The sequence below is a fragment of the Oceanospirillum sanctuarii genome, assembly GCF_002150805.1.
GTDB lineage: Bacteria > Pseudomonadota > Gammaproteobacteria > Pseudomonadales > Halomonadaceae > Oceanospirillum > Oceanospirillum sanctuarii.
This window is the reverse complement of record NZ_MTBA01000004.1, coordinates 947,886-962,209: the sequence shown is the minus strand read 5'-3', so window position 1 is coordinate 962,209 and position 14,324 is coordinate 947,886. Positions and strand designations below refer to the sequence as shown.

The following is a 14,324-nucleotide window of genomic DNA, read 5'->3' as shown; positions in this document are numbered from 1 at the left end:
GATATCGATTGATAGGGGAGAGCTGCCTACGCAGCCAAAGCTACCAGAGGCTATGCTTCTTATTGGCTGTCCATCCGTTTTTTTCGCGATAGCCGATGTTTCGATACCAGCACAGATTTTGAAGTTGGTTGACTTGCAAAAGATTAACATGTTAACTATTTCAAAAATAATAATATCGATTCAATGCCTGTAAAAGGAGCATATCGTGCAATACCACCTCAATGGCTTTAAGCCCGGAAATTATCAGGTTCCTGACGCTGCAAGGGAACCTTATCCGAATCCTCCTGTTGTTGATCTGCCCTCTCAGGTTGATGTCCTGATTGTGGGTACAGGCCCTGCCGGGTTGACCATGGCACGACAAATGTCTGAGTTTGAAGATATCAAAACCTGCATTGTTGATATGGCACCGGGCCCGCTGCTTTTTGGCCGTGCTGATGGTATCTCATGCCGCACGATAGAGATTATGGAAGCCTTTAACAGCAGCGAAATGGTTGTTAAAGAGACGTATCAGCTGAAGCAAAACACCTTCTGGGAACCTGATGCGGCCAACCCGCAAAATATTAAACGCACCGAAAAGATCGCCGATGCCCGCGCCGGACTGTCTGAATTTACCCATGGCATTGTGAATCAGGCGCGTCTGCATGAGTTGCTGATCGATGGTATGCGTAACTCCATCACCAAGCTGGAACCGCATTACAGCCGCGAGTTGGTGGATCTGGAGATTGATGACAGCCTGACACAGGATCTGGCGGCATACCCGGTTACCGCAACCTTCAAGCGCACGGATGAGGAAGGCAACGGCAAAGTTGAAACCGTTAAGGCACGTTACATCGTCGGCTGTGACGGTGGCCGTAGCCGTGTACGTAAAGGTCTGGGAATTGAACTGCAGGGCGACTCCGCGAATAAAGCGTGGGGCGTGATGGATATCCTGCTGAATACCGATTTTCCGGATATCCGGGTTAAGAGCTTTATTCAGTCGAAAGATCACGGTGCAGTCATGACGATTCCCCGTGAAGGCGGCTATCTGTGCCGCTTTTACGTTGAGCTGGATCTGCTCGGTAAGGACAAGCGTGCCAGTGATGTGAAGCTGACCGAAAAGGATCTTGTGGCTAAAGCGCAAAAGATTTTCCACCCGTACACGCTGGATGTGAAAGAAGTGGCCTGGTGGTCGATTTATGAAGTGGGGCAGCGTATCGCGGAGCACTTTGATAACCGACCGGTTGGCAGTCCTGAGAGCGTGACACCACGAGCCTTTGTGGCTGGTGATGCCTGCCATACCCACAGCCCGAAAGGTGGCTGGGGTCTGAACACCTCGTTACCGGATACCTTCAACCTCGGCTGGAAGCTGGCTTCTGTGCTGCAGGGCAAAGCAGATCCTAAGCTGCTGCACACCTATGAAACAGAACGTCGTAAGGTTGCTCAACAGCTGATCGATGCTGACCGTGAACTATCAAAGCTGGTGGCAACCCGTCCTGCGGCTGGCGATAACTCGGATCAGGCAAGAGTCGATACCGCTAAGATCGAAGCCTTTATGAAGCGCCAAAGTGGCTTTGTATCCGGAACAGCCATTGAATATTACCCGTCATATATCTGTACCGGACAGGAAAATCAGCATCTGGCCCCGGGCTTTAAAATTGGTCAGCGTTTCCATTCCGCTGAAGCGCAGCGCACGGCAGATGGGCGTATTCAGCACCTTGGGCATCTGGTTAAAGCCGATGGCCGCTGGCGATTGTTTGTCTTTGGCGGTGAGCAGAGCCCTGCCGAGACATCGTCGGATGCTTATAAGCTGATCGATTTTCTGGCGAATGATGCCGCCTCACCAGTGGTGAAATACACGCCGAAAGCTGCAGATATCGATTCTGTCATCGATACCTATGCGGTCTTCCAGCAGCAGGATCTGTCTATGCACGACCTGCATCCTTATCTGTGGCCAGCTAAGGGTAAGTACGGCCTGCATGACTATGAGAAAGTGTTCCAGTCTCAGGTTGGTAATGACGTCTTTGACCTGCGCGGTGTCGATCGGAAAAATGGCTGTGTGGTCGTGGTTCGTCCTGACCAGCATGTTGCCACCATCCTGCCCGTAACGGCGCATGAGGAACTGGCTAAGTTCTTTGATCATTTTATGATCGAGCAAAACTAAGCGTCAGTTGAGATAGAAACTACAAGCCGGGAATGGACGTGTCTGTTTCCGGCTTTTTTGTGCGTAGAAAGAGGTTATGCAGATTGAATCATTGTGTCATCCCGTCTCTCAGCCCCCTCCTCCTTATGAGTATGTGTTAACTCAAAGAATAATAAGTTTTTTCAGACGTCTCTTAATGAATGATGTACAAGTATTTTACATCCAAGGTTGCAGGACTCTTGTGACCCTATGAATTAAGGGGCTTTCGGCGTGCGTATCGGTAAACTGACATCGGCTGTTTTTATATTCTGGCTCTCATTTATTTCTGGCATATCGCATGCGGATCAGACCGTTCACATTGCTGTTGTCAGTCCTTATGAGGAAGCTTCTTCCGGTACAAATGGCGTCGAACTGTATCTGAATCAGATTCAGGGAATAACTCATAACGGCATCCGTATTCAGGTTGACCGTTATGTTGATGGCAATAATAAGGATCAGGCGGTCGCCGTTGCCCGTCAAATCGTACGAGATGGCCGGGCGATTGCTGTTATTGGTCATAACTACAGCTCAACATCCACCGCCGCCGGTCAGATCTATCAACAGGCACGTATCCCTGCGATCAGCTTTAGCGCAACTAACCCAAATGTCACAAAGAATAACCCCTGGTATTTTCGCACCATTTTTAATGATGCCAGCCAAGGGGAGTTTCTGGCTTATTACGCGGCTAAAACTCTGAATCAGGATCGACTTACGATTATTGCAGAGAGCAACAGTTACGGTGCTTTTCTGGGGAAAGTGTTTAAAGAACAGGCGCTCAGAAATGGCGTTGAGCAGATTGAATCTTATACGCTGGATATGACCTCTGATCTCCCTAAGCAATACGAGGCGATTGCTGAGGCCGTTGCTAAACGGGGCGAAAAGGCAGGGCTGATTTTTCTGTCGCTTCAGGACCGGCAAGGAATAGAGGTTATCCGGGCTCTGAAAGACCTTGGTGTACAGAATCCGTTAATGGGCCCGGATTCCCTCTACTCAAGCACTTTGTTCAACGGGTTTGATAACTTCCCAATGGAAAAAATGTATCCGGGGCATTACAGCAACGGGCTCTATATCACAGCTCCAATTGTTTTTGATGTTGCTAATGCCGCAGCTCAGGATATGAGAAAACTGTATCGGGAAAAATATCGGGATAACCCGGATTGGACCGCGGCTTATGGCTACGATACGGCCAAGGTGATAGTGACAGCTATTGCTGAGAGTCAGAGCGCTTTTGCTGATGAATCTGATGCCCCTGTCGAACAGCGGCGCGGTGCTTTGCTGAATACGCTCCAGAATATAAACAGCCCAAAAACCGCTGTATCCGGTGTGACAGGGCTGAATTACTTCGATGAAAAGGGGGATGCCATCAAGCCGATGTTTATCGCCGTACTGCATGACAAAACCGCGGTATCAGGCCTGGAACAATACGGCGATATCCCGGATGCCAGCAAAATTATCGATCTGACGCATCAGTTGCAATCAGGTCATATAGTCCAGGTTGGCGAGCGCTATATGTATAAAAAGTCGGTTATTTTTACCGGCGTTAAGCTGCATCATATTCGCCGGATTGATGATCAGAGCAATACCAGTGAACTGGATTTTACCCTTTGGTTCCGATACCGGGGGGCTTTTGATCCCAGCCAGATCAAATTCAGCAACGCCGTTGATGAGTTGTCCCTGAATTCACCCTATATCAAGACACAAGCCAATAATATTTATTATCAGGCGTTCAGAGTTAAGGGTGTGTTCAGGAATAACTTTATCGATGATATCGAGCGCCGGGAGCAGATCAAAATCGGCTTTTCCCTGAGAAATCTGGAGATGGACCGAAATAGTCATCTGTATGCTGCTGATGTTATGGGGTTAGGGTTAACGGGAAATAAGCACCTGACCGATGAGGTGAAAGAGCAGCTGTTGACGGATGATCTGGACGGCTGGCAGGTCAGTAATGCTCAAATGTTTGAGCGCAGTGTTAATGTCGATAGTTTAGGCGTTCCTCAATACATCAATATTACTGATGCATCGGTACCCTATTCCCAGTTTCACTTTGTGATCGATCTTAAAAAGACAGGGCTCAGGCTGGCTGATGCTCTTCCTGAAACACACTCAAAGCTACTGACTCTGATAGGTATAGGGTTGTTTCTGGCTATCTACTTTTCTCGATACATATGGACCAAAGCAATACGAGCAAGAATACTGCTGGCCAGAATTCGCTGGGGGCTGTTGGGACTCTCTTCTGCATTAATACTGAGTGCCAGCGAAACCTGGCTGAGTCTCAGCCTGTTTCCCACTTTAGAGGTTCATGTTCAGCGGTGGATACTGCATATCTATGATCTTTTGTGGTGGATTATTCCAGCGATCCTTCTGGTCAGAGCCGCAGAGGTTTTTATCTGGCAAACGCTGCAACTGAAAACAGGCAGACCTGTTCCCGGTATTATCAAGAATATGGTCGCCTTTATCATTTATACGCTGGCGCTGTTCGCGATTGTTGCCTTTGTTTACAACCAGAAGCTGACAGGCCTTCTTGCCACTTCAGGTATGCTGGCAATGATTGTAGGTCTGGCGGTTCAGATGAATCTCTCAAACATCTTCTCAGGGATCGCATTGAACCTGGAGCACCCTTTTCGGGTTGGAGACTGGGTCAGAATCGGTGAGCACGAAGGGCAGGTGATCGATGTTAATTGGCGAGCGACCCGGCTACTAACCCGTGTTAAGCATGAAATCAGCATTCCGAATACACCGGTAGCGGATTCTCCAATTATCAATTACAGCAGCAATGATGGTGAAACCCGCCAGATACTAAAGATTGGTGTTCATCCGGCGCATGACGTTGCTCAGGTTAAGGCATTGCTTATCAGTGCTGCATACAAGCATCCGAATGTAGTGACAAACCCGCCACCTCAATGCCCATTTGCCGGAGTGGAAGACGGGATTGCCCAGTACAAGCTGATTTTCTCATACACAGACTATGCATTGACTATGCAGGTGGTTGATCAGGTCTGGAGTCAGATTATTGCTAACTTTCAGTCCGCAGGTATTAACTACCTGCCTCCGATGCAGCGCATTGAGTTGCATAAAGCCTTTCTTGGGCCGCATATGGATATGACTGATACCCGGAACTTTGGAAAACATGAGCTTTTCTCAGGTCTGCCCGAAGCTTTTAGTAAGGATTTGGAGTCGTTAGTGGAAGAAAAAGAGTTTGAGGCTGGGGAATATCTGGTGCGAAGTGGCGCTCAAAATCATTCGCTCTATATCCTTCGTACCGGCGTAGTTGCTGTTATGGAAGAAAATAAAGATGGGCAATGGCTGGAGGTTCAGCGTCTGGGGCATCATGACCCCGTCAATACTGAAATCCTCTCTGATAACGATTTTGCAAAGACAGAAGTTAAGGCTGTCGTTAAGACTAATGTCTGGGAAGTTACACCATCGGCATTGTCAGCCTTGTTTAAAATGCACCCCGAGAGCTTTGCTACATTTAGTCAGCTGATGAAGGCCGCAGCTCAGCAAGCAGAGCAAAGGCGAGCCAAAACATCAGCTATCGCTGAGGTAAAACTTAAAGATCGGTTTGCCTGGTTGGATTAACCCGGACTTAAAGGCTCATCAGTTAACGGGGGCTGAGTTTATTTCAGCGTCTTTCTTAAGTAGTAACGGGTATCTGTTACCGGATATTGTGTTAGTGCCATCTCGACTTTATAGCCTTGCTTTTCATAAAAAGGCTTAGCCTGAAAGCTGTAGGTATCGAGAAAGACAGAGTGGCAGCCTTTGTCTATTGCAAAGGCTTCCGCTTTCTGCAGAAGCTCGCGCCCCAGGCCTTTTCCTTTTGACCCCGGACTGACCCAGAGATACTTAACCAGCAACCAGTTTCCCCAAAGTTCGCCATACAAGCCTCCGGATTTTTCACCATTATCATCGTACACAAAACAGGTGAAGTCCTGGCTTCGGATCGCTGCAAAGTGCGGCGCGTTATGACGGTTAACTCCGTCAATGACACTCTGGATCTCTTCGTGTGTTGGCTCTGTGATTACTTCAATATGCATCGTTCAGCGTCATCCTCTCCATGGTTCAGATCATGATCGTTAAAAGGTCGGCGGCTTGATATATATCTTGGTGGGTAGCGGTAGGACAGATAACGAATCGTCATTAACTGCGCATAGCACTTTGTGATTAAAGGCGGGCGAGTATGGGCACGGATTTTATGTGGCCCAGAAACAACAAAAGCCCACATTGCTGTGAGCTTTTGTTGAGGAATTTAGTGGTACCGGTGGGCGGACTCGAACCGCCACGCCGTGAGGCAACGGATTTTGAATCCGTGGTAGCTACTATCACTAAGCGGTAACTACTTAGGCGTTCAGGTTTTTTTCCGTCCAGCGTCTCACCATGGGGCACGGGGCAGAAGCCCCGAGATACCTTTACATGCTACTGATAGTTTTAGAGGGGAGGCCGAACAGACAGGATCGAGACCGAGACCGCAGAAAAACGATCTACAAAAGATTGGCGCTGACTCTCTATCTATACCCCTACGGGCTTACGTCAAAGCAAGGGAGGGGCAGGCAAACAGTTTCGACAGAAAATTTACTGCTATCTAAGCCATTATTAGTATTTGTTTGTAAGATCAGAAAACCTTGAAACGAAAACTTTCGCTAAGCAGATTTTGCAATAGCCGGGCTTATGTCTGTTAAATAGGTTGTTAAATGTCGTCTTAATAGTTGGATGATTGACGTCATGACACTGAAATATAATAGTTTCACTTGAGGTAACATCCTCTTCGTACAAATTTTTAGTTTTTCTTAATGAAGCGTTTTCAATGGAATGCTCGCCCAACATATCGGCAATAAATGCTGCACGATGTTTTAATCTCAAGTTAATTGACGACATTGTTTTCTTACCACCCGGAAGTTGCCATGAGAATTCTAAGGAGCACATGTAGCAAAACGATGTCTCCCCACGGCTGTATTTTCTAAATCGGTGGCCCAAAATATGGGGGTCAATATGAAACTCAGGGTGCTCAAAATCGAATTCACCGATTTTCGAGTGTTCACCACACGAAGCTCTAAAAAAACCATTTCTCCTTTCATGTATGAAGTATGCACTTGGATGGAACTTTTTTAGCCTTTCTAAGTGGACGCCGTCATCGTATGATGATCCATGTGATATTTCATGGCAATGACTACAGTAACTGTCAATTATATTTCGCTTCTTTGAATTTAATATTTGAGTCCATTTCCTAGGCGGGTGTTTTGATATATGGCCATTGTTACATTCAATGGTTAAAATAACTTCATTTTTTTCATTGTCAAATTCTATGTGATTGTACCATTTTTCAGGGTCGCCAAAGGAAAGCTCAGACATTATTTTTTTACATTTTTTTTCGGCTTTTATGCATTGCTTTAAACCAGCTTCATTTGTGAATATAATTTTTCCTTTGTTTAAGCAGTATGGGCATAGAAACTTTGAAAAATGTAGTATCCATTTTGATAGTGCATTCTTATCACCAGTGAATTTTACTTCTTTATCGCACTGTGGGCATTTTATAGTTGATGATTTTGGTTTTTCTATAATTTGACTTTTTATATTTTCATCTATCTCATTCCAGATATTTTTCAGTTGTGACTTATATTCTTCTGCTCTTCTATTGCAAGCATATTCACTATTTTTTTGGTGTTGGCAGTTCGGGCAGTAAACAGTGTTTTTAGTAATGAAATGCTTTGCTTCAATGCTGTTATTGCTTCCGCAGTTGCCGCACTTGTACTGTAATACTTCGTTTTTTATAAATGATTTTTTTTCTGATAATATCTTGTGTTTGTATCTTTTTTCTATGTTTTTAGCTGCATCATAGACCTCTCTTATTTTTCTTTCTATACTTGACTTGTAGTCTCTATCGATGTTTTCTATTTGGATTTTTTTGTTTATGAGTGGAGATATTTTGTGGTGCATCTCATGTTTTTTTATAGCTCTTAATGTAGCCTCTGTTGCTGCTGTTACACATTCCTTTTTAAATCTATTTATTACTATAAGTATGTATCCAAGTTTTTTTGATATTTCAATTTTTTTCTTGTCCCTTGTAATGGTTTTTATACATTCTAAGTGTGACTGGTGTCCTTGGTATTCGAACATTAATCCATTGTTTTCTTTAATTAAATTACTACCTCTTATGTCAATCTCCCAGTTGTTTTCTAGAATCTTTCTATTGTTCTCCTCCCAAATGACAGGGTCGCCATCTTCATTGTAAGGAAATAATTCTTTTAGAATGCAAAGCAATAGAGTTTGGCTTCTTCTTATTTCCTTTCTTCCAAATAGAGTCTCTCTCAATCTAAAAGGAGTTTTTAATGAAGAGGTATTTCCGCTTGCTGTTGATATAGTGTAGTACTCACCTTGTTTTCTGTATTTTGTTTTCTGACTGCTTCCTTGATAAAGTCTGTTATTTTTTGGTGGTATGTAGGCTATGTTTTTTATTTCTGCTCCATATAGTCTGGCTTCTTCTATTAATTTTTCTGTTTTATGTATGAGTGTTTTATCTTCGTTTATAAGTTTGGATAGCATTTTCTCGCTTATAAACTCTTCTTCTAATTGGCCTTTAATTCTCCCTTTTACGTTTTTTGGCATTATAGATTGAACAGGAATCTCATTGTTCGGGTAAATCCCTTCAAGGCTTGGTGTACTTACTATATAGCCCCCATTGGTTGCTTTTATTTTTGTTTTATCACCCCATATTTCTTTCGCGGATTCGATAAGGTTGGATTTTTTTAGTCTTGTTATTTCTAATTCTATTTTATTGAGTTCTTCAATTCCAGAGCAGAAGTCGCATCTTAATAATCTCATACCATTGCCAACATGGCTTTCAGTAAAAATACTCTTAAGAAGGTGGAGCTCGTGTTTGATTTCTGTACCGCAGGTTTTATGAACTATGGTTGCTACAGCTCCATGTCGCGGTTTTCCTTTTTTTCCAGTTAGTTCTGGGTTAAGACTTTCAGAGTATTCGTAGTTTATTATATTGTGATCTTTCGAGTGGTAGTTGAATTTTTCTGTTATCGTCTTGGCATATGAACAAACTTTACAATAGTTGTTGGTGTTGCGCATATTGTCGAGAGAGTTTGAGAACTCAAAGTTACATACCGTGCAAGTTATGTTGAACTTTTCCTTGCACTTTAATTTATCTATATCTACACCTGTTTTTAGCTTGTTGTCTGATAATATTTTTTCCAATTCTTTAGTGTTTTTATTTTTGATTTCATGTTTTCTCATTATCAAACCTCATTGTTTGACCCGTGGTAGTGATGACCATTGAGTTGTATACATTGGCGAAAGGTAGTACCGTTTAAAAGACCATGTTCGTGCAATCCCCTGACTGGCAAAGAACACCCCTCCACGGTTGTGTCTGTTGACGATGTCCACAACAGACATCAACCGTGGATCTGATGGCTTCGTTGGTGTATCGAACAGCTCAGGCTGAAATGGCCCCTCAGGGTAGAAATCAGACAATAAGATCCCAGCTTTTGCAAAGCGGTAGCCGTCCCGCCATACCGCTCGTAAAAGCTGTGAACTGATGTTGAGTAGCTCACGGGTATCCGAAGTCGGCACTGAGAAAGTATGACTCTTAGACGCGCGATACTGAGGCTCATTCTCCAGAACGGACTGGTACGCAGAAACACCGTCAGTAAACGTGCTGTTTGACGTTCACCCCGGAGCTACTCGGCACCGCGAACAACATAGTTGGATACGGCCTCTCGCATTGATTGATGATCGCGTATCTATACCCCCTACGGGCTTATGCCATCGTGTTTAGCACCCCAATAGTACTTTTCTAGCCCCCTAATTCCTACTTCCAGGCTAAAGGGATCTTAAATCCCTTCAGACGTAAACCCTGATTCTTGCGCACTTCGGTATCGCTTAAACATAAGACTCGGTTTATCGGGTAAAAAAAGAAAGAACAAGGAGCAGTGTCGTACTGCTCCTGTCCATTTCCTGCCGGTTTCCAGTCACTAGCCTAGCTGGAACTCAAGCATGTAAACTTCGGGTATATATGAAGTTTGTCTTGAATAACTAATGAGGACACTGAAGTGACAAGGGAACTGCCAAAATTTAACGAGACTTTTCTCCCCATATTAGAAGTCCTCAAGAACGGTGACGTCATGAAAGGGAGAGATCTGCTGATAGCCGTCGAGGAGCAGTACTATTCAGACCTCCCTTCAGATCTCCTTGAAAAAACAACGAAAAGCGGTGCACGTGTTATCGAAAATAGGATCGCATGGGGTAAGTCATACCTTAAGAAAGGGGGGCTTGTTGTTTATCCGAGGAGAGGGTTTGTTCAAATTACAGAAAAAGGTCTGAACACGTCATCGGAAGCATTATCGCTGCGAAACATTAAGTCAGATGTCATCAGCTTTTATGAGCCCGAACAACAAAAAGCTTCTCGCGGCAGCCACTTACAAAATAGTGATGCTAGCCCCCAAGACCTGATTGATCTCGGTTTTGATCAGATTGAGCAGGAAGTCAAAGATGAGTTACTGATTAGGCTGAAAGAGGTCGATCCGTATGCTTTTGAAAAAATCATTCTCATCTTGCTCAAAAAGATGGGGTACGGGGACTTTATTGAGACCTCTAAATCCGGCGATGGCGGAATTGATGGAATTATCAATGAAGATCAGCTCGGCCTTGAAAAGATATATATCCAAGCAAAGAGATACAGCGAGCAAAAAGTGAGAGAAACGGATATCAGAAACTTTATCGGGGCAATGAGTGGGGATACTCGAAAAGGAATTTTTGTAACAACGTCAAACTTTGATGAAAAAGCTAAAGTAAAAGCCCGAGATGCACATCATACAATCATACTCATCGATGGTTCGAAACTGGTCGACTTAATGCATAAGTTTAATGTTGGTGTTCAGATAAAAAGCACCTATGAAGTCAAAGGGCTAGATAATGATTTCTTCGACTCAGAAGAACTGTGATCTATTCGAGGCCAGTTAAAAAAATGACCGAGGAGCAGCAGTCGTACTGCTCCTGTCCATTTCCTGTCGGTTTCCGGTCACTGGGTCAGCGTGACCACAACGGTGAACACCTCCATTTCGTAATAGGCAATGAAGTTCGTCTCAAACAGCTGGTACAGCTCTTCTGCCTCAGACAGATCCACTTCAGGTAAATAACGGGTCTGACAACGCTCTAAGGCAAAGTCAAAATCCAGTTCTTTAGCCAGCTCAACATCCCAGCCTTGTCCAACGTAGGAGAAGTCGGTGATGTAGTCGAGATACCACTGGTGTTCCTGATAGGTCAGCTTGATCTCAACGGGATGATAGCCACCAGACTCTGCTGAATAGTCAGGGTCACGGAAGTTCAGCGTGATGCTGTCCTTATTGGTCACAGCCTTTGCATTCGCCAGTATCGGAGTCATGTGGAATACCAAAATATCCACAAGCTTCGGATGAACAGGCACAGCAAGGCCTTCTGTCATAATCAGAATGCTCATAATAAAACGTCCAGAAAAGTAAGTGGGCTACCGGGCTGGTAGCGAGAAGGTATGACGAGCTAGATGGGTTAAGAGAGGGCTAATAGCTTTTCAGCCTGAGCATCAAAGTTAGCCGCCAGACGGTGCAGGAAGATGCCTTCGGGTGATGCCTGAATCAGAGCAATGCCTTCGGAACGCAGAATACCCGCCAAAAAGCTGGTGTTGTTCCGGCTCTTACCCACGATGACGGATTTCAGGATGGTGCTGAAGTCATTACTTTTCTGACCCCGCAGCAGCTCAATAATGTCCGTCAAAGCAATCCATTCCCGGCTGTGTAAGCCTCCGGTTTCATTGCTATCAATACGGACGTAGAGACTGCCATCCTCATCTTTCTTCGCCACCTGATAGAAGATAAGACCCTCAGCATTGGGGCTGATCTTATTCGCTTCACCCTTTTCAACGAGGATCGTAAACCCTTCATCGGGATCAGGGGTATCGGCTTTGGCTTTAGGTACTTTTGAGGGACTGCTGTTAGTGGATTTTTCATCCGCATCCGCAGCAGCTTCTTCCGCTAAGGCTTCTTCAAGCGTCACCTCCACGGAGTCTTCGTTCAGGGAAGGATCGGATTTTGCATCGAATTGATTGCCAGTATTACGCTTAGTCGCCATTGGATGGCCTCCTTTGAGTATTTCTATTAGTAGGTAGAATCTTGTGAAATGCAGAACTTAACGGGCTTTAAAGCCGTTTCAGCAGTTGTTGGGCACGGGTTCGGTGTTGAGCCGTGATGTAGGCTTTGATCGTACCGACAGCACCAATCAGCACCGTCAGGTCATCGCTGTAACCCACACCCGGTAAGGGATCAGGTACAGCATCAGCGGGGTTAATCAGATAGGCCAAAGCTGCCACAATCGCAGCCTTAACCCATTGGGGGGTGTCGCTATCTTCAAAGACCACATACAGCAACGCGGCCTTATCGGTAATCTGAGTCATGCCGGGAATTGAACGGAGCTTACGCATCAGCTCCTGCGTGGAGAAATTAGCCATGCTTCAACTCCTCCAGTACCGGACTTTCACGATGGATCAACAGATAGAAACCACCCCCGTTATCACTGGTGATTGCCAGTACCAGTTGATAATCCTCCGAGAGCGCATCTTCGGTTTCGGGATACTGCAAAGCGAAGCGGATCTGTTCCACCATACGATCACTAAAAGCTTCCAAGGTACTCAGCGAGTCATTCGGGCCAATAACGATCAAGGCGATTCCTAGTTCCTGCCAAGCCCTTTGAGTCGCTGCTTCATCCTCAAAGGGTTCTTTCAACAGGTTCATCAGATCCGTCACCGTCTTGGACGGTAATTCAAAGTCAGAGACTTTCGGCCAACGGTTAATCAGTAACATAGAGCTTTCCTCCAGACGTAAAAAAGCCCGATGACCAAAGGAGGCCATCGGGCTAATCGCGGTTGAGTAAATTAAAAATGGATAGGGTTAATCAGAGAACAGCTTGGATACCTGTTCACTGGTTTGTTGTAAGGACTTCGGGGTCAGTTTGGCGTAGCGTTCAGAACTCTGTATCGACTGGTGTGCCAGCTGTGCTTTGACCGCACTTAACGGCAATCCAGCAGAGACCATATTACTGGCCGTCGTGTGGCGCAGTGTATGCAGACAGATATTCTCAACATCAGTGATACCCGCAGCACGCAGAATCCGATCAAACGCCACCCGAAAGTTATTAAGGGGCTTTCCGGCAAGCCGCCCCGGAAACAGGTACGGATTACCCTCTTTGGGCGGAACAGAATCCAACACCTCCAACATCTTATCGGTTAGATAGACCAACCGACCCTGCTTGTTCTTGGTTTGGTAGTGGGGAATCGTCAGTACCCGGTTCTTACGGTCTAAGTTGCTATAGGTTGCCAGCCTTAACTCAGATACCCGACAACCCGTCAGTAACAACATAGCGACCAGCCCACCAATCGAACGGTTCTTAAACTCAGCTGCTGCCACCAATAAGCGCTTAGACTCATCCAGATCCAGAAACCGAGTGCGGATATTATTCTCCTGCAACAACGGAATCTTAGCGGCCTGATTGACCTCCACTAAACCCAAGCGCAAGGCATGGGCACCAATGGTTTTAAGCAAGGCCAGCGCCCGGTTACACGTAGCAGGGGCTAACGGTGATCGCCCTTTAACGCCTTGAGATAAGGTCAGTTGCAACTGCTGAACCTGAGCCACCGTTATATCAGCCAATCGCACCACACCCAAGTAAGGTTCTACCAAGGTACGGAATCGCTGACCATCTTGCTTCCAGGTACGGTTGCGGGTTTTTATCAACGGGAAGTGTGTGTCCCAGAAGAACTCACTGAGGGTAGGCTGTGTTTTAACCTCGTCCCGAACCTCTAAAGGATCAATGCCTTCAGCAATCTGGGTGAGTTGTTTACGCGCCACTTTACGCACCAAGGCCACATCCATATCCGGGAAGCGACCTAATGCAATACTGCGACGTTTCCCGGACGGACTGCGATAGCGCAATAACCAACGCTTGTTACCGGATTTGCCCACCAGACATTTAAGCCCCATGACCTCGGAATCGGAAAACTCCATATCGGTACCACGGGCATCAGGCGGGTTAGGGGGTAACGCACGGATCTTGTCATTGGTAAAACGAAACCGTTTTTCCATAAGCCTCCTCCGAATGAATGGATATCAGAGAAGTAATATATGTTTGAAAAACG

The 14,324-nt window shown here is 45.6% G+C and carries 11 protein-coding genes and 1 tRNA gene; 3 read left to right on the top strand and 9 right to left on the bottom strand.

Translation table 11 applies throughout. From position 1 onward, the window contains the following. Positions 1 to 205: 205 nt before the first annotated feature. Together BV405_RS11385 and BV405_RS11380 are read left to right on the top strand one after the other, a co-directional pair. Positions 206 to 2,140: an FAD-dependent monooxygenase gene (locus BV405_RS11385; RefSeq protein ID WP_086480955.1), complete on the top strand. Its 1,935-nt coding sequence runs from the start codon at positions 206 to 208 to the stop codon at positions 2,138 to 2,140. 249 nt (positions 2,141 to 2,389) lie between these two features. Then, positions 2,390 to 5,737: an ABC transporter substrate-binding protein gene (locus BV405_RS11380; protein ID WP_086480954.1), complete on the top strand. Its 3,348-nt coding sequence runs from the start codon at positions 2,390 to 2,392 to the stop codon at positions 5,735 to 5,737. Between the two features lie 38 nt (positions 5,738 to 5,775). Here BV405_RS11380 and BV405_RS11375 read toward each other — a convergent pair whose 3' ends face one another. From BV405_RS11375 to BV405_RS18120, 4 genes are all read right to left on the bottom strand, one after another. Continuing rightward, positions 5,776 to 6,192: a GNAT family N-acetyltransferase gene (locus tag BV405_RS11375; protein WP_086480953.1), complete on the bottom strand. Its 417-nt coding sequence runs from the start codon at positions 6,190 to 6,192 to the stop codon at positions 5,776 to 5,778. A gap of 216 nt (positions 6,193 to 6,408) precedes the next feature. Further along, positions 6,409 to 6,489 (bottom strand) — tRNA-Leu (locus BV405_RS17685). 259 nt (positions 6,490 to 6,748) lie between these two features. After that, positions 6,749 to 9,397, bottom strand: a complete 2,649-nt coding sequence (locus BV405_RS11370; protein WP_086480952.1) for a hypothetical protein — start codon at positions 9,395 to 9,397, stop codon at positions 6,749 to 6,751. Between the two features lie 9 nt (positions 9,398 to 9,406). After that, positions 9,407 to 9,781, bottom strand: coding sequence for a DUF4113 domain-containing protein (locus tag BV405_RS18120; protein ID WP_425435138.1), 375 nt, complete (start codon positions 9,779 to 9,781; stop codon positions 9,407 to 9,409). A gap of 431 nt (positions 9,782 to 10,212) precedes the next feature. Between BV405_RS18120 and BV405_RS11360 the strand changes: the two genes are divergently transcribed. Beyond that, entirely contained in the window at positions 10,213 to 11,103 is an 891-nt protein-coding gene (locus BV405_RS11360) for a restriction endonuclease (protein ID WP_086480950.1), read from the top strand. Between the two features lie 77 nt (positions 11,104 to 11,180). Here the strand turns inward: BV405_RS11360 and BV405_RS11355 are convergent, their stop codons facing one another. From BV405_RS11355 to BV405_RS11335, 5 genes are all read right to left on the bottom strand, one after another. Next, complete coding sequence (locus tag BV405_RS11355; protein ID WP_086480949.1) at positions 11,181 to 11,618, bottom strand: DUF2787 family protein; 438 nt, start codon at positions 11,616 to 11,618, stop codon at positions 11,181 to 11,183. A 68-nt stretch (positions 11,619 to 11,686) separates the two neighbouring features. Continuing rightward, positions 11,687 to 12,265, bottom strand: a complete 579-nt coding sequence (locus tag BV405_RS11350; RefSeq protein WP_086480948.1) for a hypothetical protein — start codon at positions 12,263 to 12,265, stop codon at positions 11,687 to 11,689. 67 nt (positions 12,266 to 12,332) lie between these two features. Continuing rightward, positions 12,333 to 12,641 carry a YkvA family protein gene (locus BV405_RS11345; protein ID WP_086480947.1) on the bottom strand — a complete coding sequence of 103 codons (309 nt, stop codon included), beginning with the start codon at positions 12,639 to 12,641 and terminating at the stop codon, positions 12,333 to 12,335. Further along, positions 12,634 to 12,993, bottom strand: a complete 360-nt coding sequence (locus BV405_RS11340) for a hypothetical protein (RefSeq protein ID WP_140054570.1) — start codon at positions 12,991 to 12,993, stop codon at positions 12,634 to 12,636. Before BV405_RS11340 ends, BV405_RS11345 begins: the two co-directional genes overlap by 8 nt. An 87-nt stretch (positions 12,994 to 13,080) precedes the next feature. Continuing rightward, a complete protein-coding gene (locus BV405_RS11335; protein ID WP_086480945.1) occupies positions 13,081 to 14,271 on the bottom strand; it encodes a site-specific integrase in 1,191 nt (396 codons plus the stop codon). Between the last annotated feature and the right edge of the window lie 53 nt (positions 14,272 to 14,324).